At 46.9% G+C, this 22,124-nt stretch carries 23 protein-coding genes; 5 read left to right on the top strand and 18 right to left on the bottom strand.

What is annotated here, in order from left to right; translation table 11 throughout:
• From SD450_RS12855 to SD450_RS12895, 9 genes are all read right to left on the bottom strand, one after another.
• The coding region (locus tag SD450_RS12855; protein WP_318344852.1) for a BspA family leucine-rich repeat surface protein at window positions 1-1,059 on the bottom strand (1,059 nt) is incomplete at its 3' end.
• Window positions 1,060-1,701: 642 nt separating this feature from the next.
• Entirely contained in the window at window positions 1,702-2,361 is a 660-nt protein-coding gene (locus SD450_RS12860) for an alpha/beta hydrolase (RefSeq protein WP_318344853.1), read from the bottom strand.
• A 13-nt stretch (window positions 2,362-2,374) separates the two neighbouring features.
• Window positions 2,375-2,698 carry a DUF4870 domain-containing protein gene (locus tag SD450_RS12865; protein WP_318344854.1) on the bottom strand — a complete coding sequence of 108 codons (324 nt, stop codon included), beginning with the start codon at window positions 2,696-2,698 and terminating at the stop codon, window positions 2,375-2,377.
• Complete coding sequence (locus SD450_RS12870; RefSeq protein ID WP_318344855.1) at window positions 2,685-3,950, bottom strand: dihydroorotase; 1,266 nt, start codon at window positions 3,948-3,950, stop codon at window positions 2,685-2,687. The genes SD450_RS12865 and SD450_RS12870 overlap by 14 nt, the downstream gene beginning before the upstream one ends.
• Window positions 3,947-5,869 carry a BatA domain-containing protein gene (locus tag SD450_RS12875; RefSeq protein WP_318344856.1) on the bottom strand — a complete coding sequence of 641 codons (1,923 nt, stop codon included), beginning with the start codon at window positions 5,867-5,869 and terminating at the stop codon, window positions 3,947-3,949. The genes SD450_RS12870 and SD450_RS12875 overlap by 4 nt, the downstream gene beginning before the upstream one ends.
• A 146-nt stretch (window positions 5,870-6,015) precedes the next feature.
• Entirely contained in the window at window positions 6,016-7,023 is a 1,008-nt protein-coding gene (locus tag SD450_RS12880; RefSeq protein ID WP_318344857.1) for a glycosyltransferase, read from the bottom strand.
• 42 nt (window positions 7,024-7,065) lie between these two features.
• Window positions 7,066-7,458 (bottom strand): hypothetical protein, encoded by a 393-nt coding sequence (locus SD450_RS12885; protein WP_318344858.1) that lies wholly within the window; start codon window positions 7,456-7,458, stop codon window positions 7,066-7,068.
• Window positions 7,455-8,153, bottom strand: a complete 699-nt coding sequence (locus SD450_RS12890) for an SGNH/GDSL hydrolase family protein (protein ID WP_318344859.1) — start codon at window positions 8,151-8,153, stop codon at window positions 7,455-7,457. The genes SD450_RS12885 and SD450_RS12890 overlap by 4 nt, the downstream gene beginning before the upstream one ends.
• A 100-nt stretch (window positions 8,154-8,253) precedes the next feature.
• Entirely contained in the window at window positions 8,254-9,738 is a 1,485-nt protein-coding gene (locus tag SD450_RS12895) for a S10 family peptidase (protein WP_318344860.1), read from the bottom strand.
• Between the two features lie 145 nt (window positions 9,739-9,883).
• Between SD450_RS12895 and SD450_RS12900 the strand changes: the two genes are divergently transcribed.
• Complete coding sequence (locus tag SD450_RS12900) at window positions 9,884-11,023, top strand: Gfo/Idh/MocA family protein (RefSeq protein ID WP_318344861.1); 1,140 nt, start codon at window positions 9,884-9,886, stop codon at window positions 11,021-11,023.
• Window positions 11,024-11,182: 159 nt separating this feature from the next.
• Window positions 11,183-11,998 (top strand): hypothetical protein, encoded by an 816-nt coding sequence (locus tag SD450_RS12905; RefSeq protein WP_318344862.1) that lies wholly within the window; start codon window positions 11,183-11,185, stop codon window positions 11,996-11,998.
• A gap of 70 nt (window positions 11,999-12,068) precedes the next feature.
• On the opposite strand, the gene SD450_RS12910 is transcribed toward SD450_RS12905, so the two are convergent.
• Entirely contained in the window at window positions 12,069-12,833 is a 765-nt protein-coding gene (locus tag SD450_RS12910) for a TIGR02757 family protein (RefSeq protein ID WP_318344863.1), read from the bottom strand.
• A 1-nt stretch (window position 12,834) separates the two neighbouring features.
• Window positions 12,835-13,503 carry an ABC transporter ATP-binding protein gene (locus SD450_RS12915; RefSeq protein WP_318344864.1) on the bottom strand — a complete coding sequence of 223 codons (669 nt, stop codon included), beginning with the start codon at window positions 13,501-13,503 and terminating at the stop codon, window positions 12,835-12,837.
• A 160-nt stretch (window positions 13,504-13,663) separates the two neighbouring features.
• Here SD450_RS12915 and msrA point away from each other — a divergent pair, with 160 nt between their 5' ends.
• The 3 genes from msrA to SD450_RS12930 are packed head-to-tail and all read left to right on the top strand — an operon-like array spanning window position 13,664 to window position 15,162.
• Complete coding sequence (msrA, locus tag SD450_RS12920; protein WP_318344865.1) at window positions 13,664-14,215, top strand: peptide-methionine (S)-S-oxide reductase MsrA; 552 nt, start codon at window positions 13,664-13,666, stop codon at window positions 14,213-14,215.
• Window positions 14,215-14,814 carry a GTP cyclohydrolase I FolE gene (gene folE / locus SD450_RS12925; RefSeq protein WP_318344866.1) on the top strand — a complete coding sequence of 200 codons (600 nt, stop codon included), beginning with the start codon at window positions 14,215-14,217 and terminating at the stop codon, window positions 14,812-14,814. The genes msrA and folE overlap by 1 nt, the downstream gene beginning before the upstream one ends.
• A gap of 42 nt (window positions 14,815-14,856) precedes the next feature.
• Window positions 14,857-15,162, top strand: coding sequence for a hypothetical protein (locus SD450_RS12930; protein ID WP_072882028.1), 306 nt, complete (start codon window positions 14,857-14,859; stop codon window positions 15,160-15,162).
• A 29-nt stretch (window positions 15,163-15,191) separates the two neighbouring features.
• Here SD450_RS12930 and SD450_RS12935 read toward each other — a convergent pair whose 3' ends face one another.
• From SD450_RS12935 to serC, 7 genes are all read right to left on the bottom strand, one after another.
• The gene (locus SD450_RS12935) at window positions 15,192-17,459 is read right to left on the bottom strand and encodes a TonB-dependent receptor (protein ID WP_318344867.1); all 2,268 of its coding nucleotides are present in this window, start codon (window positions 17,457-17,459) and stop codon (window positions 15,192-15,194) included.
• A gap of 44 nt (window positions 17,460-17,503) precedes the next feature.
• Window positions 17,504-17,839: a hypothetical protein gene (locus tag SD450_RS12940; RefSeq protein WP_318344868.1), complete on the bottom strand. Its 336-nt coding sequence runs from the start codon at window positions 17,837-17,839 to the stop codon at window positions 17,504-17,506.
• A gap of 53 nt (window positions 17,840-17,892) precedes the next feature.
• On the bottom strand, window positions 17,893-18,408 hold the full coding sequence (locus SD450_RS12945) for a DUF6787 family protein (protein WP_318344869.1): 516 nt from the start codon (window positions 18,406-18,408) through the stop codon (window positions 17,893-17,895).
• Window positions 18,409-18,440: 32 nt separating this feature from the next.
• Entirely contained in the window at window positions 18,441-18,899 is a 459-nt protein-coding gene (locus tag SD450_RS12950; protein ID WP_318344870.1) for a DUF6146 family protein, read from the bottom strand.
• Window positions 18,900-18,967: 68 nt separating this feature from the next.
• Window positions 18,968-19,609: a DUF937 domain-containing protein gene (locus SD450_RS12955; RefSeq protein ID WP_318344871.1), complete on the bottom strand. Its 642-nt coding sequence runs from the start codon at window positions 19,607-19,609 to the stop codon at window positions 18,968-18,970.
• 279 nt (window positions 19,610-19,888) lie between these two features.
• The gene (locus tag SD450_RS12960) at window positions 19,889-20,842 is read right to left on the bottom strand and encodes a D-2-hydroxyacid dehydrogenase (protein ID WP_318344872.1); all 954 of its coding nucleotides are present in this window, start codon (window positions 20,840-20,842) and stop codon (window positions 19,889-19,891) included.
• 5 nt (window positions 20,843-20,847) lie between these two features.
• Window positions 20,848-21,912 carry a 3-phosphoserine/phosphohydroxythreonine transaminase gene (gene serC / locus SD450_RS12965; RefSeq protein WP_318344873.1) on the bottom strand — a complete coding sequence of 355 codons (1,065 nt, stop codon included), beginning with the start codon at window positions 21,910-21,912 and terminating at the stop codon, window positions 20,848-20,850.
• Window positions 21,913-22,124: the final 212 nt, after the last annotated feature.

Here is a 22,124-nt window from a genome sequence, read left to right on the forward strand (position 1 = left end):
GGTGTCCCATCCACTAAGGTCCCCGTTGAAGACAGTGGCACCGACGAACATTTGGTTCATATCGGTCACGCTGGAAGTGTCCCATCCACTGATGTCCCCGTTGAAGACCGTGGCCCCTGCAAACATGGAACTCATATTACCGACGTTGGAGGTGTCCCACCCACTGATGTCAGCATTAAAGGAAGCAGCTCCATAGAACATCGCAATCATATCGGTCACATTGGAGGTACTCCACCTGCTGAGATCCCCGTTGAAGGAAGTCGCACCATAGAACATGAGACTCATATCGGCCACTTGGGAGAGGTCGGGTGTGTCCGTGGCATTGAGTACCATGTTAACACAAGAGGCAAAAGCACCGGTCATATTGCTCCACGACACCGTGCCCCACTGCTCTATGGACTGTAGTTTTTGGGCCATGGAAGGTAAGAGGCCCATAATGATCTGAGGGAACTGCCCCTTGATGGCCACGGTATGGGTACCCGCCTCTGCGTACACATGTAGTGGGCTGTTTCCCGAAATGATTTGTTCCACGATGCCATCGCCCCAGTCTATGGTATAATTGTAGGCAAGGTCGATATTAGTAACGATGCCAATCTCCTCATTGGCGGCAGTGGTCTTCCATATGGTGACAAAGGAGGCGGGGTCCTCCGCCAGGCTCTCGATCGCATTGGTGACCTTTATGGTCACGGTGGCCGTGGCCGTCTTTTCGCCATCGCCCACTTCCACGGTGAAGCTGTGCTGCACCTTGCTCTCGAAATCCAGTGCCTTCCCATCCGCTAGGGAAATTTCCCCTGTGGCACTTATCTCAAAGAGGCCGTCGGGGTCGGCCTTTAGGGTAAAGACCAGTTCGTCCCCATCGGGATCGGTGGCCGTTACCGTTCCGATGACGGAGGTGTCCGAGATGTCCTCCCCAACGGTGAACTCCTGTGCCGCTATCACAGGGGCACCGTTCATTGGTTCGGGTTCGGGTGTTGGCTCGGGCCCGTCATCCTTGTCGCAGGACCAGACAAGGGCCATGGCGAGGATGCCAATGCCCAGTTTTTTCGTGATGTTCTTCATAACATATTTTGTTTTAGGGTGAAAAAATAACGGCAAGATGGGGCGATCGTGGGAATGTTTTGGGCACGATCTGACGGATGCAGGGTTTGGGTTGACGGATGGGGTATTTGGGTTGATGGGGAGGTAAGCTCAAGTGCAAGTTCCAAACGCCAAATTCAAGATCTGAAATTGCCAATGGACCAGTAGGGAGGGTTGCGAGTTGCGGGTTTCGGGCGAAAGGGTCAAGGGTTAAAGGGGAAATCCACTTTACAACGACCAATGACCAATGACCGATAACAGAATAAGCAACCATCCGGAACAACTGTCACCTTGAGGGGGACCTTAGGGGTGTTTTACGGTGACACGAATGTCACGAATGGGCACGAATCACTTCGGACTTCCGACTCCTGACTTCAGACCAAATCCCGAACCTGAAACCACAAACCTGAAAATTCCAAATTCCAATAATCCATTGTCTCAATTAGCAATAGGCAGTTTACAGTAACCAGTAACTCCATAACCCAATAACAGAATAACCCAAGTCTATCCTCTATCATCTATGTTCTATGGTCTATTCTGACACGAATAAATTTTCTTACTTCAGACTCCTGACTCCTGACTCCTGACTTCCGACTTCTGACTTCAGACTTCAGACTTCTCACATCAAAGTCGCTCCACCAGCCATTTTCGGAAGGAAAAGAAATTCTGTTGGGAGACCCCATGGCCGATGGGAAATTCTTCATAGGTGTAGGCAATGCCCAGATGTTCCAGAAAATCAGGCGTTTTTTGCGCCCATTCCAAAGGAATGACCTGATCTACCTGTCCGTGGGAGGCATAAAAATCAAGATGGGCCAAATCCTTTTTGGCATAACCGTCCATCAGGATTTTTTCGTTGATATAACCGCTCAGGGCAATCACGTTCTTGACCTTTTCAGGGTAGGAAAGGGCCACGGCATAACTCAGAATGGTCCCTTGGCTAAAGCCCAAAAGGGTAATGTTTTCAGCATCCAGATCATAGGCTTCAATCGCCTCATCGATGAACTTCACGATTTTGTCCCGGGATTCCTTCGCCTGTGCGTCGTCACTCCATTTTCCTTGCTCGGCATCAAAGTTTATGGCATACCAGGCATGTCCAAAAGGTTCCAGGTCATACGGAGCACGTACCGAGATCACCATCAATTCCCCAGGAAGTTCCGGCGCAAAGGAAAACAGATCCTCTTCATTGCTGCCATATCCGTGGAAGAGGAAAATGGCAGGGATTTTCCCGGTTTTCAGTTGGGAGGGGTGTATCAAATATTCCAGGGACAGTGGGGTGGGGGACATTTTTTTTGCTTTTTTATGAAATGAAAGTGAACCATTTTTGAAAATAGGGACCGATGACAGGTAGGGGTTTTGTCTTCCCGTTCAGCGCCTGTACGAAGCCCAGCACCCATAGCACCATATAGACAATATAGGCTATGAACGATACATAGGCCAGGCCCGAATAGGTGAACAATATGGCCAGCGCATGGAAAAGCAGGTGGATGCCAAAGGCCTGTCGGATGTGGAACCGGGCAAAGCTATTTTTGGGCTCCAAATTCATGGTGATGGCGATGAGACAGCCCACGATGGTGATGTAGGCCACAATGGCCGTCGTTTTTCCGGTCTCAATCCCGCTCATGGATGATGATTTGGTCGTTATTGATGGTGCCGTACACTTTTCCCTTCAGTTCCGCGCCCAAGAACATGCTGTTTTTGGAAGTGGACAGGATATGTTTTGGTCCGAACGTATAAGTTTCGTCTGGGTTGAACAGGGTGATATTGGCCTTGGCCCCTTCTTTGAACGATGGATTTTCTATTCCAAATCGGGAGCGACCTTTGGTCATCAAGGCGATGGTCTCCTCTATGCCGAGCAGTTGGTTGAGGCTGCCGAAGGCAGATTCCAGTCCTAGGGAGCCGTCCAAGGCATTGTCAAACTCTACCCGCTTGTGTTCGATGTCGATGGGCACATGGTCCGAGGTCACCAAATCGATGGTGCCATCCTTCAAGCCTTTGATGAGGGCCTTGCTGTTCGCCTTGCTGCGAAGGGGAGGGGATACTTTGAAGTGGGTGTCGAAGCCTTTCAGCTCTTCATCCGAAAAGAACAGGTTGTGGATGGCCACGCTACAGGTGACGTCCAACCCTTTCTTTTTGGCATTGGAGATCAGTTTTACCGATCCGGCCGATGAGATGGTCGGGATATGGAGTTTTCCTCCCGTATATTCCAGAATAAAAAGATCGCGGGCAACCTGAAGTTCTTCGGCAAGGGCGGGAATGCCCTTCAACCCAAGGGTGGTGGACACTTCGCCCTCATGGGCGACCCCTGTTCCCTTGATGCTCCCATCTTGGGGAAAGGAAAAGACCAGTCCATCAAAATTCTGGGCATATAGCAAAGCTATTTTGAGCAGATTGGGATTGGAGACCTGTTTCTTGAAATCGGAAAAGGCGACCGCACCTGCATTTTTCATATCAAAAAGTTCGCCCAGATCCACACCTTCCGAATTTTTGGTCAACGCTCCCATCGGGTGCAGGTTGGTGGGTTTTCCCAATCCGCGTTCCTTTAAGAAGACCACGTCGGAACTGGTGTCCGGCACGGGATGGGTGCTGGGATAGAGCAAAATATCGGTAAAACCGCTGCTCGCTGCTACCCGAAGTCCGTTGGCGATGGTCTCGCGTTCCTCAAAACCGGGCTCACCAAAGCTCACACCACTGTCAAACCATCCCACCGATACGTGGAGGTTCTTGAGGTTGATTGATTTTGTGTTGGCAGGAGCTTCGATGGAAGCGGCCACCTTTTCGATCTTTCCATTTTTGATGAGGATGTCCCGCTTTTTCAAGTGAAGTTCCTTGTTCTCCGGACAAACAATTTTTGCAGACTTCAGCAGAATGTTCATGTAACGAATTTTTGAATGATAACCTCTATCAGCGCCAGAAGCAACGCTAAAATAACAAACCATTTCCAATAAGCGGTGATATTGCTGTCCGCTTCCAAACGGTCAAAAAGGGACGCTATGGAGTCTTGGGTGGTCGTATGTGACAGATTGTCAACATCCAGGTATTGGAGTTGGCTCTCTTCCCGTGGATAATTGAAGCTGATATTTTTTAAGGAACGCCCATTTTGTTGTATGGCATAAATACCATCTTGGGTCGGATTTTGGTCAAAAGTGAGCCTGACCCGATTGGGAAACGCCTGTTGCAGGGGAATGAATTCATACCCTTCCTTGGAAACTTTCAGAATATCATCGTTCCCTAGATTTGCGGTTATGTCGATGGAACTGCTGCTTCCCAACGTATGGTACAAACCGGGTGCCTGTAGGCTTGAATGGGCCATGTTGTAGAAGGTGGGGACAATCAATGGGGAGTTTTTAAAATTGGAGTTCTCCTGTTCCAAGGATGCCGAGAACACGTAAAGACCATCGTCGCCCAACAAAAAGGCATCACCTCCCTCCAGCGATAGGATCTTGGGCAGCCTTGATTGCATTTTGAAGTGTTCCTTCACGGTGGGGTACTGGAAATTGGCGACCTCACTTTCAAATACGTTCTTGTACAGCGGATGGCCATAAGCTATTGTGGTCACTTGGGAGGCCGTGGTCACCGTGTCCGTGAAGCGCGTAGCTTCCCAACTTGCCAGCAGTGCATTGTAGGACGGAAAATCAGTCTCCAACGAAGGGGCAATGATCAATGTGCCGCCATTGTCCCTAAAGGTGCGGAGCACACTTTGTAGATTGTTGGGAATGGCCTTCAGGTTTTCCAGTACCACAACGTTTTGTCCATCCAGAGCGCTGTAATCCAATTGGTTCAAGGTGAATTTCTTCAATTCAAATTCATCATCGGTGTAGAGGCGCTCCAAATAGTCACTGTCCGAACCCGTTACCGCAACCACTTTGATTTTCTCCTTGGCATTGATGTTGAAATGGAAGGTGTTGTCATACCCCAGACCATTGTCCAAAATGGACAACCTGCCATTGATTTCTTGGTTCGATGGAATGGAAAAGACCACTTTGGCCGTTCCGTTGGCCGAAAACTTCGCTGCTGTCTTGGCGATTAGGTCCTGGTCATTATAGAGCGATATGGGCAGGTTGCCATCCTCCGACCCTCCGGATAACAGTACACCCAGCGATTCTTGGTCCGTTGTCCCATCTTCCAAAAAAATGGAATCGATGGCCACATTCTGGGCTTCCTCGGGTCTCAAAGGCACCAAATAGGTATTTTGGGTGGAATCGATGGAAGCACCATCGGAAAACAATCTTTGCTGAAAATCAGAAATGACGATCAGATTTTTTGTGGTGGCATTGGAGGTGGAAAAAAGGGTGTTCGCCTTCAAACCGATTTCATCCAAGCGAAGTTGTTTGGATGAATAGGGGAGCGACAACAACGTATTCTGGATGTCCTTGATGCGAATGTTGGCAAAAGTTCTTTCATTGGTGAAAAGACTGAAATTGGTTTCCGCATCCAGATTTTTGATCAGGTCCTGTACCGCTTTTTCCAAAAGGGTGAGCCCATTGTCCTTGGCCTGCATGCTGAAGGAGTCGTCCAGATAGACCACGGTTTCCTTTTCTTTTAGGGCGGTCACCAGTGCGGTAAAGGGTTGTGCAAAAGCAATGATGATGGCGGCCAGTAGCAATAGGCGGGTGAACAATAACAACCATTTCTTCAACGAATTGCTTTTTCGGGATTCCGAAACCACTTTTTGGAGCATGGCCACGTTGGTGAACGGCGTCTTGGTGAATCGGCGTAACTGAAAAAGGTGGATGATGACGGGAATGACCAGAAGAAAAAGAGCCCAAAGAATTTCCGGATGTTTAAACTGCATTCCCAACTTTGATTGGACAAATATAGGGATTAAAATAGTTCGGGGGCAAACTCCAGGTCAAGTATAAAGTTCAAGAGATAAACTCAAGTACAAGCGCAAAGTTCAAGTCCAATAACCAAATAACTGAACAACCTAATAACTTTCATTCAACAAAAGAAGAAATAATCCGTCATGGGCTGCAGCCCCAAGCTTTGAAAATAGGTCCTGATTTCTTGTTGGGCGGTTTCGTTGGCCACGGTGATGATGCTTTGTGGGCGATCCAAATCTTTCAGGGCCGAGAAATGCACCAATTCCTTGCCATGGATTCGTTTTCCAATCTTTTTGGGATTGTCGCACAGCCACGTAAAATCCAACCCTTTTTTTTGAAGTCCCTTTGCAATGGCTTTCCCTTTGAAACCAGCTCCCCAAACGACCAAAGGTCGATTCTTGTCATGATCCAACTGTAAAAAGTAATGCAGCTTGATATCCAAAAAATAATTCTGTGCGTAATGTTCGTGTGTCCGTGAGGTTCGGGTATCATAATCCCTCCATAGGTGCAGTTCGTGCGTACAGGAGATGACTTTTAGGCCTTGTCCATAAAATCGGAACGTGAGGTCGTAATCCTCTGGATAACGATCCGGGCGGAAGGCGCCACAGCGTTCAAAATCGGTTCGGTGCACCACCCAGCAAGGGGAGGGGATGACGCATTCCTTGTAGATTTCACTATAATTCTTTCCGGTCGCCGTCAATTGGTTCAGCCATTTCTCGTAACGGTCGTATCCATTGCTGATTCCCCTGTTCGAAAAATAGCGTACTTGGCCCACGGCAACGTGCCCTTCTCCTGTTTTCAACAAAGATTCCACCATGACCTCCAGCCTATTCGGTTTCATGATGTCGTCGGAATCCATCCGGGTCACAAATCCACCGCTACTTTTTGCATATCCCGTCCGCAAGGCAGGGATGATGCCGTTTCCCTCGTTCTGGAATACCTTGATTCTTGGATCCTTTTGGGCATACGTGGAAAGCAGGTCAAAACTCAAATCACTGGAATGATCGTTCACGGCCAGAACTTCCCAATTCTCATAGGTCTGGCCCAGAATGGAATCCAGACAATCGGGCAAAAAATGGGCCGTGTCCTTGAAGGGAATGATGATGCTGACCTTGTTTTGCTGCATTTTACAAAGTAACTGAAAAACAATTGCCAGTCAATGGAACCATCAAAAAGGAAGCAAGTCTGGTGCTAGATACGCTTCTTTTGCCCTAGGGTCAAAAAGTAGTTCAAAACCATAATGTTGGCCCAGCAATTCCTTGAAAGAAGTCTTCAATCTGGGGAATTCCTGGATGAAATCCGCAAAATAATGGGACTTGGACTTTTGCATGAAATGGTTCACTGTCTTGATGGAGGCCACGGTCAGGGTTGTGTAGAACTTGCTGCCATCCCCGTGCAGCGCATCAAAATTCTTGATGCTTCGACACACCTTTTCAATGGCCTTTTCTTCCCCATACTGTTTCAAGCTCACCCATGCCAATCGCAAATGGGCCTCATGATCGAACAAACTCGGAGGAAAGCTTCCCGACTCAAATGCAGTTAAGAATTCTAGATCGTTCATTTTTTCGAAAGGGTGGTTTGGATGGCTTCCTGTACCAATTTTTCCATTTCAACATATCCGGCCTTGGTCAGGTGCACCTCATCTGTGGTCAATTCTTTAGGAAGCCCATTGCGGTCATCAGCCATGGCCGAAAAATAATCCAGATACATGACTTTTTCTTGGGCAGCCATCTCCTTGAGCATGCCGTTCAGTTCAGGGATTTTGACATTGGGCTCTTTTCCGGGCCGCCATGGGTAGTCGTACGCAGGGAGTACTGAACAGACAATGGGGGATATGCCGTTGGCCTTAGCCAGTTGCACCATGGAAAGGATGTTGTCCTTGATTTGCTCCAAGGTCATGGGGCCTGTATTTCCAGCAATATCATTTGTACCGGCCAAAATGACCACAATTTTTGGGTCAAGGGCGATGACATCCTGCCGGAAGCGCAATACCATTTGGGGCGTGGTTTGCCCACTGATTCCACGGTTCACATAAGGATTGTCATTGAAAAAATCCGGATTGGCGCCCGACCAGCCCTCAGTGATGGAGTTGCCCATGAAGACTACTCTATCTTCATCAGCCGCAGGTGCGGGCAGAGCGGCATTGGCCTCCTTGTACTTTTCCAGATTGGGCCAATCTTGGGCCGTACTTTTCAGCGGGTTCAAAAATCCTAACAATGCGGCCATGGTCCAAATCAAGGTTTGTGTTCTCAACATCTTTGTTTTTTGTTAAATGTATGGTTTTATCAAAAAAACAAAAAGCGGCATGAAATAATTTTCACGCCGCTCAATCATTTATTTTTTGAAAATCGAAGAATCAATACTTCGCGCTCTTGCCATTGGCCTGTGTGCGTAGGATGAAGGCACGGATATCGTCATTGGCGGTTTTGAGGTCCTCTTTTCTGAGGTACATCATGTGTCCGGAACGGTATCCCTTGAACTCAAACCTATCCTTCATACGTCCGCTGGGGTCCACTTGGGACATGGTATATTTTGCCGCAAAATAAGTACAGGCCCCATCATAATAACCGGATTGCACCAATACGTTCAGGTATGGGTTCTGCGCCATCGCCTGACGAAGGTTTTCACGCACATTGTCATCATCATTGTTCCATGGGTGTACAGGGCCGAACATATTGTATTTGATGTCCGTTTTGAAGCCCAGCTCTTCCTGCAGATAGTAGTTTATGGCAGGGGTGAAGCTATGCAGCCAGGAGGTCAACTCTGGGGAATAATCCGGTTGGGAACCAAAAAGTTGTTTGTCAATTCCCAAATAGCGGCTATCCAATCGTCCGATGGTGTAGCCTCCTTCATCCTTCAATAGATTTTTCCAGAAGAACTGGGTGGGGACATCCAAATTGTGGTCGATAATATCCTTGGCGTCCAACCCAGAATACTTGGCCATTTTATCGGCAATGGCCTTTCGCTCTGCATCTGGGATAAATCCTCCTTTGGCGATGGCCGGCAACAATTCATTGATGGTGAATGCTTCCACTTCCGGCAAAACGTCCAAAAGATCCTTGCTTTGCAAATCGGAGGGCAAAACTTTGTGGTGCCATGCCGCTGCGGCAAAATAGGGGAGGTTCAGCGCACTGGAAACAGGATCGTTGTCGCGGAAAACCTTATAATCCGCAGGTGACACCATGATCACCCCGTTCAGGTACATCCACTGTTGGTTCTGTAGCGCCAGGGAAAGTCCCATCACCCGGGTACCACCATAGCTTTCCCCGACAATATATTTTGGGGACCTCCAACGATTGTTCCGCGTTACGAAGGTATTCAGCCATTCCGCCAAATATTTGGTATCGGCATTGATCCCGAAGAATTTATCACGGTCCACTTCTTTCCCTGTTTCGGGAATGGTGCGGGAATATCCGGTGTTGGCCGGGTTCACATAGACAATATCGGTGACGTCCAACACGGAATAGGGATTTTCCTTGGCACCATAGGGCTGCACAGGGTACCCTTCATCATCGATTTTGAGGATACGTGGGCCAGTGTAGGCCAAGTGCATCCACACCGAGCCCGACCCTGGGCCACCATTGAAGGAAATCAACAATGGACGCTCGGCCCTGTCCTTCACATCATTTCTGGTGTAGTAGGTGTAGTGCAGCGCCGCAATGGGTTTCCCCAGTTCGTCCCAAACAGGTTGAGTGCCCGTCGTAGCGGTATAATTGATACGTGTCCCATTGATGGTCACCGCATGCTGTGTGGTCACCGTAGTGTCCACGGGCAATTTTCGTTCTTGGGCAAAGGCAATCGAGGCACACAGAAGTATGCCGAATAGGTAAAGGTTTTTCATTTTGTTTTAGGTTGAATCATTACACGTTGCTAAAAATACATATTTTGAAACTTCCCAATTTGTTAAAAGATTCGTAAAAGAAACCAACATCTCAGAATTAGGAAGCTATTGTTTATCTTTAATACTTCACCAAAAACCGCTACACATGAAGACCATCACCCGCCGAAATTTCAACACTGTCATCGCAAAGGGAGTGGGTAGTGCCGCCCTACTTTCTGCCACACCATTTGCCTGTGCCATGGGGACCCATCAGGATAAAAAGAAACTGGGCATCGCCTTGGTGGGGCTCGGTAGTTACAGCACCTATCAATTGGCCCCTGCTTTGCAGGATACCCAACACTGCTATTTGGCAGGAATTGTGACAGGAACTCCTGAAAAGGAAAAAATCTGGGCAGACAAGTATGGTATTCCTGCAAAAAACATCTACAACTATCAAAACTTTGATGACATCGCCAAAAATGATGACATTGATGTGGTCTATGTAGTCCTCCCGAACAGTATGCATGCCGAATTTTGCATACGCGCCGCCAAAGCGGGCAAGCATGTCATCTGTGAAAAACCCATGGCTGTCAGTGTTGAAGAGTGCGATGCCATTATTGAAGCTTGCGAGAAGGCGGGCGTGAAGTTGGGAATGGGCTACCGCTTGCAATCGGAACCCTATACGCAGCAAGTAAAGGAATTTGTGAAGGAAAAAACCTTTGGCGACATCCAGTTTGTCTCTGCGGAAGCGGCCTATCGCTCCACGGGAAATCCGGACCAATGGCGGTTGAACAAGGAATTGTCCGGTGGCGGTGCCCTCTTGAACATGGGCGTCTATGCCATCCAAAGTGCCATTTACGGAACAGGACAGAACCCCATTTCGGTTTCTGCGCAGGAGTTCAGTACCCGGCCCGAATACTTTAAGGATACGGACGAGACGATTACGGCCCAATTTATGTTTCCCAACGGTGCGGTGGGCAATATTACTACCTCTCACAATTTCAACGCCAACAGCATGTATGTGTCCGGGACATCGGGTTGGTTCCAGCTTCAGCCTGCCAACAATTATGGTCCTTTGAGCGGACGTACTTCCAAAGGTGACGAGATCAAGTTTCCGCACGAAAGCCAGCAAAAATTACAAATGGACGATTTTGCCAAGCATGTATTGTTCGGCGAACCCAACAAAGCCCCCGGCGAAATGGGTAAGCGGGACATGATCATCTGTGCAGCCATTTATGAATCCATTTCCAAAGGAGGCCAGAAAATTGCATTGGATTTTGCCCCTGGTTTTGGTTTTGGCGGCTAAATCGACCTATACCCAAAGTAATGGATCAAACCTTTTGTTCGCCCCGTTGTATTACTGGCGAACAGACACAAAAAACCATTCCAACTGGAAAAAATAATGCTCCGAACATATACATTATGAGGAATTTAGCGTTATTTGTGTCAACAAATCTTATCCATTATGAAAAAACTGATGATACCTACATTGGCTTTACTCTTGTTTGGTTGCGACAAAGAAGACGTAAAAAAAGAGACCACTTCAGAATCTGCCGTTGATGCTTTGGTGGAGTATGTAACGGTAAGCAAAATATTCCAGGATATAGGGAACAACAATGGCGATGCGATATTGACGGCAGAGAGTGAGACAAACAGTTCTCAGGCCAAATCCATCGAAACCATTTCCGAAAGCCTGCAGATTACCATATCCCCAGCCGATTTTGTCACATTTCCGAAAACCATCACCGTAAATTTTGGAACAGGCGTCCTCGGTAAGGATGGGGTCACCCGCAAAGGTACAGTGACCATTGTTTCCACGAACTGGTACGGACAGCCCGACAGCCAGCACACTGCCACGTTTTCCGACTACTACCATAATGAGTACAAAGTGGAAGGGACCCATGTGGTGAAAAATTTGGGAGAAAACGAAGACGGTCATCTCAGGTACAGCGTGGTCATTGAAGATGGAAAAATCACCACACAGGCCGGGGACGTGATCGAATACCAAGAAAATTCCACAAGGACATGGATAGCGGGCAGCGATACGCCACTGTATATTTGGGATGATGAATATCTGTTGGACGGGTCACCAAACGGAACCAGTTCTGCCGGTCTGGATTACACGATGACGGTTGAGGACCCCTTACACTTTGTATTGTTCCCACGAAATATTGAATCCGGAGTTTTGGATGTGGACATTGCAGATATCAAGGATATCAAAATCGATTACACCAATTCTACCATCACCATTTTGGGAACAGCCTATCCGTTTACGAAATAAAAAGATAAAGTAGATGAAAAAGACCTGCTGATGGATGTTGGCGGGTCTTTTCTATTTAAAAAAACATAGTTTAAAACCGTTCAAATACCCCAAGCCCAAAAAGCGCGAAATCATACTTTACAGGATCGGAAGCATCGAGCTTTCGCAAATTTTTGTCCAGTTCCAATAGTGCTTTGGCATCATTCTGTTTGCGTTTGAGCAATTTTAACTTACGTGCCACATTGCCGGAATGCACATCCAATGGGCAGGAAAGTCTGGCGGAATCGATACCTTTCCAAAGCCCAAAATCCACTCCGGTGCTGTTGTCACGCACCATCCAACGCAAAAACATATTGATGCGCTTTGCGGCGGAACCTTTGTTGGGGTCCGAAATGTGTTTTGTCGTCCTTGCCAAATGGGGAAGCTCAAAGAAAACTTCCTTGAATTTGGAAATGGAGTGCTGCATGGAATCCGTTGTTTGGTTTTGGGTAAAAACATCTTCTAGACCACCATGGTTTGTGTAGATATTTTTCAGGCTGGTTACAAAGTAACCAAGGTCGGCCCCATTAAAGGTCCGATGGACAAAAGGAGCCAATTTTTCCAAATCATCTTCTGTGTGGTTCACGATGAAATCATAGGGCGCATTGTCCAACAGCTCCATCAATCTGGAAGCATTGTTGATGATGCTCTTCCGATTGCCCCACGCAATGGTGGCCGTTAAAAAACCGCTGATTTCGATGTCTTCCTTTTTGGAAAATCGGTGTGGGACCTGAAGCGGGTCATCCTCCAAAAACCGTGGATGGTTGTATTGCGCCACTTTTTCATCCAAAAAATCCTTGAGCTCCGCTTTGGTCATATCAGTCTTTGGAAACGATCAGGCCATCCACCATGGTGAGCTTACGGTCGGCCATATCTGCCAATTCAAGGTTATGGGTTACCAGAACGAAGGTCTGCCCAAATTCATCCCGAAGTTGAAAAAACAGTTTGTGCAGGTTGTCCGCACTTTCGGAGTCCAAGTTTCCACTGGGTTCATCCGCAAACACCACAGAAGGACTGTTCATCAAAGACCGGGCGACGGCAACGCGTTGCTGTTCACCTCCGGAGAGCGCATTGGGCTTATGGTCGTAGCGGTTTTTCAACCCCAAAAAGTCCAACAGCTCCTTGGCCCGCTTTTCGGCCTCAGGTCTGGCTGTTTTTTTGATAAAGGCGGGAATGCAGACATTTTCCAGGGCCGTAAACTCCGGCAACAGTTGGTGGAACTGAAATATGAACCCGATATGCTCATTCCGGAATTGGGCCAGGTTCTTGTCGTTCAATTGGTTGACGTCGGTATTGTTGATCAATAACGTGCTTTCCCCCTTGTTGGTAGGGGAGTCCAAGGTGCCCAAAATCTGCAACAAAGTGGTCTTTCCTGCACCGGAAGCCCCCACAATGGAAACCACTTCCCCTTTTTGGATTTCAATATCGACCCCTTTCAACACCTTGAGGTCACCGTAACTTTTCTGGATATTTGTAGCCTTGATCATGAAAAACTGCTTCGCTGGGTGAAAGTAATGATTACTGCTGATTGGACAAAGATTACATTTTTATAAATAAAGTTTTGGGCAAGATCACCGACTAAGCTTAAAAACATTTTATTTTCAAAATAGATAGGGAACCATCTATTTTGTTTAACTTTGATTAATAATGGATAAACAAAAAAATAATTCAATTGAGACCGCCACTTTTGCTGGTGGTTGTTTTTGGTGTACCGAAGCTGTTTTCCAACGGCTCAATGGGGTGACGGAAGTGGTTCCGGGCTACACAGGTGGAAACATCAAAAATCCGGCCTATCGGGAAATCTGTACGGGTAGGACAGGCCATGCTGAAGCCATCAAGATTACTTTTGATCCTGCCCAAATTTCTTACACAGAACTTTTGGAGGTCTTTTTTGCCACGCACGACCCCACTACATTGAACCGACAAGGAAACGATGTGGGCACCCAATACCGTAGCGAGATTTTTTATACGACCCAAGAGCAAAGGTATCTTGCGGAAGAATTCATTGCCCTTTTGGAAAAAGAAGGCATCTTTGCATCACCGATTGTGACCGCCATATCCGAAGAAAAACCGTTTTATTTGGCCGAGGAGGAACACCATAATTATTATAACGATCACAGGCAGCAACCGTATTGCCAGTTCATCATCGATCCAAAGATCAAAAAACTGAATGCCCTATTATCCCAAAAAAACACTTAATGGCACCATACAAATATCTTGAAGAATACAATATTGAGATTACCAATGAGGTGAAGGACCACTTCGCCAAAATTGTGGGGGATATTGGTGAGGATGTAACCCGAGAGGGTCTTCTAAAAACCCCCGAACGTGCAGCAAAGGCTATGCTTTTCTTGACCCAAGGCTACAAACAGAATGCGGAGGAAATCCTAAAAGGCGCCATGTTCGCGGAAAGTTATGACGACATGGTGATCATTAAGGACATTGAGGTCTATTCGCTTTGCGAACACCACATGTTGCCCTTCTTTGGCAAAGCGCACGTTGCCTATATTCCCAACGGACACATTGTGGGTCTGAGCAAGATTCCCCGAATAGTGGATGTGTTTGCCCGTAGGCTCCAGGTCCAGGAACGACTGACGCACGATATCTTGGAATGCATCAACAGCACATTGAAGCCCAAGGGCGTTGCCGTGGTGATAGAAGCCTCGCACATGTGCATGATGATGCGTGGGGTGCAAAAACAGAATTCTGTGACCACAACCTCTGGTTTTAGGGGACAGTTCGAGAAAATAGAGACGCGCAACGAGTTCCTGAAATTGATCAGTGCCGATTTGTCCTAAACTTCATTTTTCCAATTCAAAGGGAATTCCTATTTTTCCTTTATGGCAGAAGAAAAAGACAATAAGTACCGCAACCTTCTTTTAGGGTTGTTGTTTGATGGTATTGGTATGATATCCTATGCAATACCGGGCATAGGGGAGTTTTCCGATGTGATTTGGGCCCCCGTGGCCGGATGGCTCATGACGCGGTTGTACAAGGGCAGGGTAGGACAGGCTGCCGGTTTGATCACCTTTGCCGAGGAACTTATCCCCGGTCTGGATGTTATTCCCACCTTCACGTTGACGTGGATCTACACTTATCTCTTGGCCTCAAAGAAAAAAGGCCAACCTAAAAAGATCGACCTTTAATTTCACTATAATTCCCGTTTTGGATTTGTTTAAAGTGGAATGCTTAGGTTAAAAGCAATGTTCCTGCCCATGTTCGCAATGCCGTCCGTCTTCAAACGGGACAAATGGGAGATGTAGTTTTTATCAAAGAGGTTGTTTGCACTGATCTTATACCCGATTTTTTGATCAAAAATCCTCACGTCTCCACCAATACCCATATTGAATAAATTGTATCGGGGTGTTGGCGTTTCAAAATCGGCAACCTTGTTCTGGTCAAAATGGGTCTGAAGGGTCACAAATGCATAGCATCGGTACTGCGATGCCCTCTTTTTCCATTCCACCCGAAAGGTGTTGGTCCATCGGTTGGCAGGAATCAAGGGTAGGTTGGATTTGTCCTCCAATTGTCCATAAACGATATCGTAACTGCTCTCCAAATGGAGCCAATCCAAAGGATGGGGATGCAAATGGAACCCAAATTCGCCTCCGTACAGGGTCGCATTCTGTTGCTGAAAGTCATAGATCGGATCTTCTTCCCTAAACTCTCCCGTAGGTTGCAAGTAGATATAATCGTTCACGCCATTGTAAAAGGCATTGATATAGGCCTCAAAATGTTTGTTGTTGTATTCCAGCGCTACATCCACTTGAAAATTTTGCTCACTTTTCAGGTCAGGATTGCCAATCTCCACACGGTTGGCACCACTGTGCAAGCCATTGGACGTCAATTCTGATAGGTTAGGGGCCCTGAATCCAGTGGCAAGATTGAACCGGCCTATGATATTTGGCGTAAGGTCCATACGAATCCCCGCCGAGGCATTGAAGCTATTGAAATTTCTGTCGAGTGCACCAATGTAGGTCTCTTCACCGACCAAGCCACTTTCTTCCCCGTTGATGGAACGGAGGTCATATCGTAGCCCCAATTGCAGGTCACTTCGGTCAAAATGGATGTGAGAGGTGGCCAAAATTCCAAAGTCGTTGGTAATGGCATCCGGAATCAACACTTCTTCCCCAAAGTTTTCATTCTTTTGATGCATGCCCTGAATTCCGAAAATAGTGGTCATTTTGCCCCACTGCGGATTGAATTGGATGTTGTAATTGAAGGTGCTCAGCTCCATATGAAGTGCGGGGCCTTCTTCTCCTTCCTCTTCCTCATGTTCCTCTTCTTCGTGCTCTTCGCCTTCCTCTTCATGATGATGTTCCTCAAATTCCTTCCTGTCGTTGAACGTGTATCCGAAAGTAGCTTCCAAACTAGACTTTTTAAAGAAAAAATTGTTCTTGGAACTGATGATGTGCGTGGAGAGCTCTTGGTTGGGCAAAAGCGGGTCCCGATCGTTGTTCTGGACCCCTATTTCTTCGGGAATCCCCAAATTGGAAGCGTTGTAATTGTACCGAAGCTCTGATTTGAACTGGGTCGCCTGATAGGCCAGCCCCGTTTTGAAATCCGTTTCATTGAACCTGGAATTGGTCACACCAGTTCCATCTCCAGTTTCATAATCTGCATGGGAAGCATAGGCCCCACGGGCCAAAAACTTGAATTTCTCTCCTGAAGTCTTAAAACCGGCATTGGCACCATAGCCCAAGGTATTGGTGAAATAGTTCAGGTTGACATCCCCAGAGGTCTGCCCTGGCAGCTCAAAACTTTCCGGATTCAGATACAGAACGCCTCCCAAGGCATCCGAACCGTACAAAAGCGAGGCAGGGCCTTTGATGACCTCCACGCTCGATATCCCTGCATCATTGATGCCCAGACCGTGTTCACCACCAAACTGCTGGTTTTCCAAGCGCACTCCTTGGGTATAGACAACCACTCGGTTAAAGCTCAGACCCCGGATGACGGGCTTTCCAATACCCATACCCGTGGAAACGGAAGAGACCCCGGGAATATTGGTGATCCCATCGGCAAGGGTGATGGCACCATTGCTTTTCAGCTCCGCAATGGATTTTTGTTCCACTTTCATCACATTCTCGCGTTCCAATTTGTGAAAAGGGGTAGAGAGGACCACTTCATCGATTTCAATGGCCGATGGCACCATTTGGTAATCAAATTGGTTTGCCCCAGCACTGACCTGATAAGAAATGGAATAGGTTTCATAGCCCAGATAGGCAATGACCAATTTGTAGGATCCTTCAGGAAGTCCTTTCAGCGTGAAGTCTCCATTTGCATCGGTCACGGTTCCTTTTTCGAGCTGTGGAAAATAAACGGATACCTGCTCCAAAGGACTATTGGTTTCTGAATCCGTTATTCGGCCCGTCAACGTGTTTTGGGCGCATATAAATAGGGGGGTCAATGCCAAAAGCATTGAAATATAAAATTGTTTCATTCGTAGATGATAAAGTTTTTAAAATTCAGTAAGGGTGCCGGACGCTATGCCAGTGGGGGTGCCCTTGAAGCCAAATGCTTCGCTGAACAAGATTCAAAAACTTTGGAAAGGTAGGTGCTGGAATAGATGATATTGGGAACCTCCACAGGTGTGTACACAAATTGGGAGGAGAACAATACTTTGGATGCCAGCGTAAAATCGTGGAAATCACAGTCAAAATCTGAACTGTGGATGTGGTTTGTTCCGTAGGAGACGCATTTTTTCTCCGAATTGTGCCCATGCAAGGCATGTCCCAATTTTATCAGGGAAGGAGCCAAAATGGCCACGGCCATGACAAGGGAAACAAAAATCCCAATGCGTTTTTGGAGGAACGAGGTCATACCCAACAAAGTAACCAAGCACATTGCACAATCCATGTTAAAAAAAACATAAACTATGGCAACAGAAAGCCTAGACCCATTCGGCGGAGCATTTTCTTCTCAAATTCCCAAAAGAATCGGAACTGACCGAAAAGCCAACCCATAATGACCAAGATGATTTTATAAATGGGAAGGATAAGCACAATCCGTGCTATCCAATATAATACAGGATGTGTCACTTCGCGCCCAAGGCCCAACAATTCCACCAGTGGCCCCGCCAATTTGCCGGAAAGGGAACCAGTAATGGCAAAAACAATGAAAATGGCGATCATTTCCCACTTGTAGGTCACTTTCCACTTGTGCTCCAATTTTTGGAAGCACCAAAGAAAAAATCGGACCAAGGAAAATGACAGTATAGTACAAAAAGCAACAATGATAAGCCATTCTATCGTAGTGTTTTGCACACCAAACCATTTAGGGGAATTTTTGGCAATGAGAAAAGCGGCGAAAACGTTCAGCAGAACGCCAAGAACAGGGAAAAGCAACTGCCAGTTTTTCTGAATTTCCCAACGCTTTTTCAATTTTTCCATTGCCTCGAACTAGTTGGCACAAAAATAATACATTAAATCCTGGGAAAGAAGGGGCCTAGGCGTTGGTTGTATTTTCGTTGGAAATAGATAAAATAATTGTAGAGCTTGTAATTGACCTCATAGCCATAGTCGATATTGGGGTCGTAATTGATCTGCATTTCGTACAGATTGGGATTGTACATGGAGGGTTGCAATACTCTTTGGTTCCAATTGATGACCATAATGGCGTTCCGGTTTTCCAAAAAACTCTGGGAATAATAACCTTCAGGTCTTGCAATGGACTGGAGCCAGGTATAAAACCCGGGTTCAATGATGATGATCTCATATTCCGTTTCTTCATCCTTGATTTCCACAGGTTCCTCTTCCGCAGAGTCGAACACGGCCTGCTCTTCATTGGAAATGTCCAGTGCTTCTTTCTGGGCCGTACAGGATATCAGTAGAAATACTCCCGCAACCATGGCCATAAAATGGGATAAAATTCTCTTTTTCATAAGATTAATATACAAAAAAAGCCATTTGAATACTCAAACGGCCCTGTTAAATATAGTATAAGAGGATCTTACTTTCCGAAAAGTCCGCCGAGCATTCCGCCCAGTCCACTTTTCCTGCTGTTCCCACTGTTCAGTACCATTCCGGCCAAATCGTCAATGACGCTGCCATCACCATCGGAATCCAAAAAGGTTTCGATAAGGGACTGTTGCTTAGCGGCTTTTTTGTTTCCGCCCATCAAACCTCCCAAGAGACCATTGAGGCCATCAGGGCTGTTCACTTTTTGTTGGCGCGTCTGTTGCCCCAAATATCCCAATAGGATAGGGGCCGCAATCTTCAATATCTGGGATATGGTTCCTGCATCCAAACCCGATTTGCTGCTCAGGGCATTTTCCACTTGTGGCTGTTTTGAACCGAGCACATGGCCAAGTATCCCTGCACCGTCGTTCATCACACTTTGGTCCACGCCACCTCCAAATAGGCCTCCCAAATCGTTCAAAATACTACCGTCGTGTCTGGAGGAGAGGGCATCCATCAACCCCTGTGCGCCTCCTGGCGTTGAAGTGTTCTTTTTCATGGCACCCATCAAAAGGGGCATGGCCATGCTCAATACGTCTGCTGTCTTGCTTTCCGATTGTCCTGTTTGGTTGGCTACCCCGTTGATCACCTGTCTGCCCATGGGGCTGTTCAATAAATCCAATAATCCTGACATCTTTTCTTTACGTTAAGGTTAGAAGGACAATGTACAAAAAAGTAGGTTTTAACCCGTTATGCATTATGAAGGTTTTTATACCAAAGCCGTCAATTCGAGTGAAATTCTGAAAGAATTTTGTATCGAGAAATCGAAGATTCAGCTTAGCTAATCGGTTTTGGGATTGAAATTCTAGTTCTCGATACAATTTTTCTTTCGAAAAATCACTCGAACTGACAAATTTCAGCCAAAAACGCACAACGGCAGGTTTTAAAATCGGGTCAGGGCTATATAAACCAATTATTTTAACAATTGGATAACCTGTTGGGCCAGTTCCACCCCAATGCGCTCCTGAGCCTCAACGGTAGAGGCGCCGATATGTGGTGAAAGGGATATTTTGGGATTCATCAAGATCTTGATTTCCGGCTTCGGTTCGGATTCGTACACATCCAATCCTGCAAATGACAGGTGTCCACTGTCCAAGGCCTCCACAAGGGCCACTTCGTCCAGCACACCGCCACGCGAGGTATTGATGATGCCTGCCCCATGTTTCATTTTTGCAAGCTCCTTTTTACCGATGATGTATTTTTCCTGCGCGGGCACGTGGATGCTCACAAAATCGGATTGCTTCAGCACGGCATCCAAATCCATCACTTCCAGGTCGAATGTAATGGATCGTCCATCATAGAAAGGGATTTCCAATGTGGTCTTGCCCACATGATGGTCGGTAAAGATAACCTTCATACCCAATGCCAATGCCATTTTGGCCGTGGTCTGACCAATTTTGCCAAAACCGATAATACCCAAGGTTTTACCTCGCAGTTCAACTCCTCCTGAATAGCTTTTCTTCAGCTGTTTGAACATGCTATCCCCGTCCAAGGGCATATTGCGATTGGAATCGTGAAGGAAACGGACTCCATTGAACAGATGCCCAAATACCAGTTCGGCCACTGATTCTGAAGATGCCTCGGGAGTGTTGATGACATGGATTCCCTTGGATTCGGCATGCTTCACATCAATATTGTCCATGCCCACACCACCACGACCGATCAACTTCAGGCCGGGGCAGGCATTTATGGTTTTCTTATCGACCTCTGTGGCGCTGCGTACCAAAAGACCGGTGATTTCATTCTTGTTGATAAAGTTGGCCAGTTGTTCCTGGGCGACCCTTGTAGTGAGGACTTCAAAACCTTCGCTTTTCAGCAAATCGATTCCCGATTGGGCCAGGCCGTCATTGGCTAAAATTCTTACCATTAAAATTATCCTTTCTTTTCCAGTTCACTCATGATGTCCACCAAGACCCCTACGCTTTCGATGGGAAGCGCATTGTACATGGAAGCCCGATAACCACCCACAGACCGATGTCCGTTGATCCCACTGATTCCAGCTTCTTTGCACATCGTATCAAAAGTGTCTTTCAGCGCGTCGTCGGTAATGTTGAAGGTTGCGTTCATCAAAGAACGATCTTCCTTGGCCGCATACCCGGAAAATACGGGGTTGAGTTCAATCTCCGAATAGATCAGGTTGGCCTTGCGCTCGTTGATTTCCTCAATGGCGGCAATTCCTCCGAGATCCTTGAGCCATTGCATGGTCAACATGGACACATAGACCGCAAAAACGGGAGGGGTGTTGAACATGCTCTCTTGCTTCACATGGATGGAATAATCCAGCATGGAGGGTATTTTTCGGGATACCTTGCCCAAAATATCTTCCTTCACGACCACCAAAGTGGCCCCGGCAGGTCCCATATTCTTTTGGGCCCCGGCATAGATCAGGTCAAATTTGGAAAAATCGAGCTGGCGCGAAAAGATGTCCGAACTCATATCACAGACCAATGGCACATCAGTTTCGGGAAATTCCTTTATCTGTGTACCAAAAATGGTATTGTTGGAGGTCAAATGCAAATAGTCTAGGTCCGAAGGCACGGAATATCCCTTTGGGATATAGTTGAAATTTTGTTCTTGGGAAGAAGCGACTTCCACCACGTCACCCAGCAAACGCGCCTCTTTGATGGCCTTTTGGCTCCACGTGCCCGTGTTCACATAGCCCGCTTTTTTGTCCAAAAGATTGTAGGCCGTCATCAAAAATTGCAGACTGGCGCCACCATGCAAGAAGAGGGCCTGATACCCTTTTCCCTCAAGACCCATTAGTTCCAAGGCCAAGGAACGGGCCTTGTCCATTATGGCCACAAATTCCTTGCTGCGGTGCGAAATCTCAATGAGTGAAAGACCGATGCCATCCAGTTCCAGAACGGCTTCGGATGCCTTTTGCATTACCTCTTTGGGTAAAATACAGGGGCCTGCGCTAAAGTTGTGCTTTTTCATTTCCTTGGTTTAAGGGGTAAAGGTCTAAAAAAAACTTGGATCAGAAAACGAATCCAGTGGTTAGGATTTTATTAAACTTTCTTTGAATACTACTGATGCCAAAAACCGTCGATTCGAGTGAAATTCCAGAGGGATTTTGTATCGAGAAACGGTTTCTGGTAATGAAATTTTTGGTTCTCGATACAGTTTTTCTTTAGAAAAACCACTCGAAC

Source organism: Flagellimonas baculiformis, from assembly GCF_033441575.1.
Lineage (GTDB): Bacteria > Bacteroidota > Bacteroidia > Flavobacteriales > Flavobacteriaceae > Flagellimonas > Flagellimonas baculiformis.

What these genes read in the sequence shown, in the direction of transcription:
- SD450_RS12885 (WP_318344858.1), bottom strand. Translation starts at nt 7,458, where the DNA reads ATGAACGATCTAGAATTCTTAACTGCATTTGAGTCGGGAAGCTTTCCT.
- SD450_RS12935 (WP_318344867.1), bottom strand. Translation starts at nt 17,459, where the DNA reads ATGAAACAATTTTATATTTCAATGCTTTTGGCATTGACCCCCCTATTT.
- SD450_RS12900 (WP_318344861.1), top strand. Translation starts at nt 9,884, where the DNA reads ATGAAGACCATCACCCGCCGAAATTTCAACACTGTCATCGCAAAGGGA.
- SD450_RS12895 (WP_318344860.1), bottom strand. Translation starts at nt 9,738, where the DNA reads ATGAAAAACCTTTACCTATTCGGCATACTTCTGTGTGCCTCGATTGCC.
- SD450_RS12940 (WP_318344868.1), bottom strand. Translation starts at nt 17,839, where the DNA reads ATGACCTCGTTCCTCCAAAAACGCATTGGGATTTTTGTTTCCCTTGTC.
- SD450_RS12870 (WP_318344855.1), bottom strand. Translation starts at nt 3,950, where the DNA reads ATGAACATTCTGCTGAAGTCTGCAAAAATTGTTTGTCCGGAGAACAAG.
- SD450_RS12880 (WP_318344857.1), bottom strand. Translation starts at nt 7,023, where the DNA reads ATGCAGCAAAACAAGGTCAGCATCATCATTCCCTTCAAGGACACGGCC.
- folE (WP_318344866.1), top strand. Translation starts at nt 14,215, where the DNA reads ATGGCACCATACAAATATCTTGAAGAATACAATATTGAGATTACCAAT.
- SD450_RS12905 (WP_318344862.1), top strand. Translation starts at nt 11,183, where the DNA reads ATGAAAAAACTGATGATACCTACATTGGCTTTACTCTTGTTTGGTTGC.
- SD450_RS12960 (WP_318344872.1), bottom strand. Translation starts at nt 20,842, where the DNA reads ATGGTAAGAATTTTAGCCAATGACGGCCTGGCCCAATCGGGAATCGAT.
- SD450_RS12950 (WP_318344870.1), bottom strand. Translation starts at nt 18,899, where the DNA reads ATGAAAAAGAGAATTTTATCCCATTTTATGGCCATGGTTGCGGGAGTA.
- SD450_RS12865 (WP_318344854.1), bottom strand. Translation starts at nt 2,698, where the DNA reads ATGAGCGGGATTGAGACCGGAAAAACGACGGCCATTGTGGCCTACATC.
- SD450_RS12945 (WP_318344869.1), bottom strand. Translation starts at nt 18,408, where the DNA reads ATGGAAAAATTGAAAAAGCGTTGGGAAATTCAGAAAAACTGGCAGTTG.
- SD450_RS12875 (WP_318344856.1), bottom strand. Translation starts at nt 5,869, where the DNA reads ATGCAGTTTAAACATCCGGAAATTCTTTGGGCTCTTTTTCTTCTGGTC.
- SD450_RS12930 (WP_072882028.1), top strand. Translation starts at nt 14,857, where the DNA reads ATGGCAGAAGAAAAAGACAATAAGTACCGCAACCTTCTTTTAGGGTTG.
- SD450_RS12915 (WP_318344864.1), bottom strand. Translation starts at nt 13,503, where the DNA reads ATGATCAAGGCTACAAATATCCAGAAAAGTTACGGTGACCTCAAGGTG.
- SD450_RS12860 (WP_318344853.1), bottom strand. Translation starts at nt 2,361, where the DNA reads ATGTCCCCCACCCCACTGTCCCTGGAATATTTGATACACCCCTCCCAA.
- SD450_RS12910 (WP_318344863.1), bottom strand. Translation starts at nt 12,833, where the DNA reads ATGACCAAAGCGGAGCTCAAGGATTTTTTGGATGAAAAAGTGGCGCAA.
- SD450_RS12890 (WP_318344859.1), bottom strand. Translation starts at nt 8,153, where the DNA reads ATGTTGAGAACACAAACCTTGATTTGGACCATGGCCGCATTGTTAGGA.
- serC (WP_318344873.1), bottom strand. Translation starts at nt 21,912, where the DNA reads ATGAAAAAGCACAACTTTAGCGCAGGCCCCTGTATTTTACCCAAAGAG.
- msrA (WP_318344865.1), top strand. Translation starts at nt 13,664, where the DNA reads ATGGATAAACAAAAAAATAATTCAATTGAGACCGCCACTTTTGCTGGT.
- SD450_RS12955 (WP_318344871.1), bottom strand. Translation starts at nt 19,609, where the DNA reads ATGTCAGGATTATTGGATTTATTGAACAGCCCCATGGGCAGACAGGTG.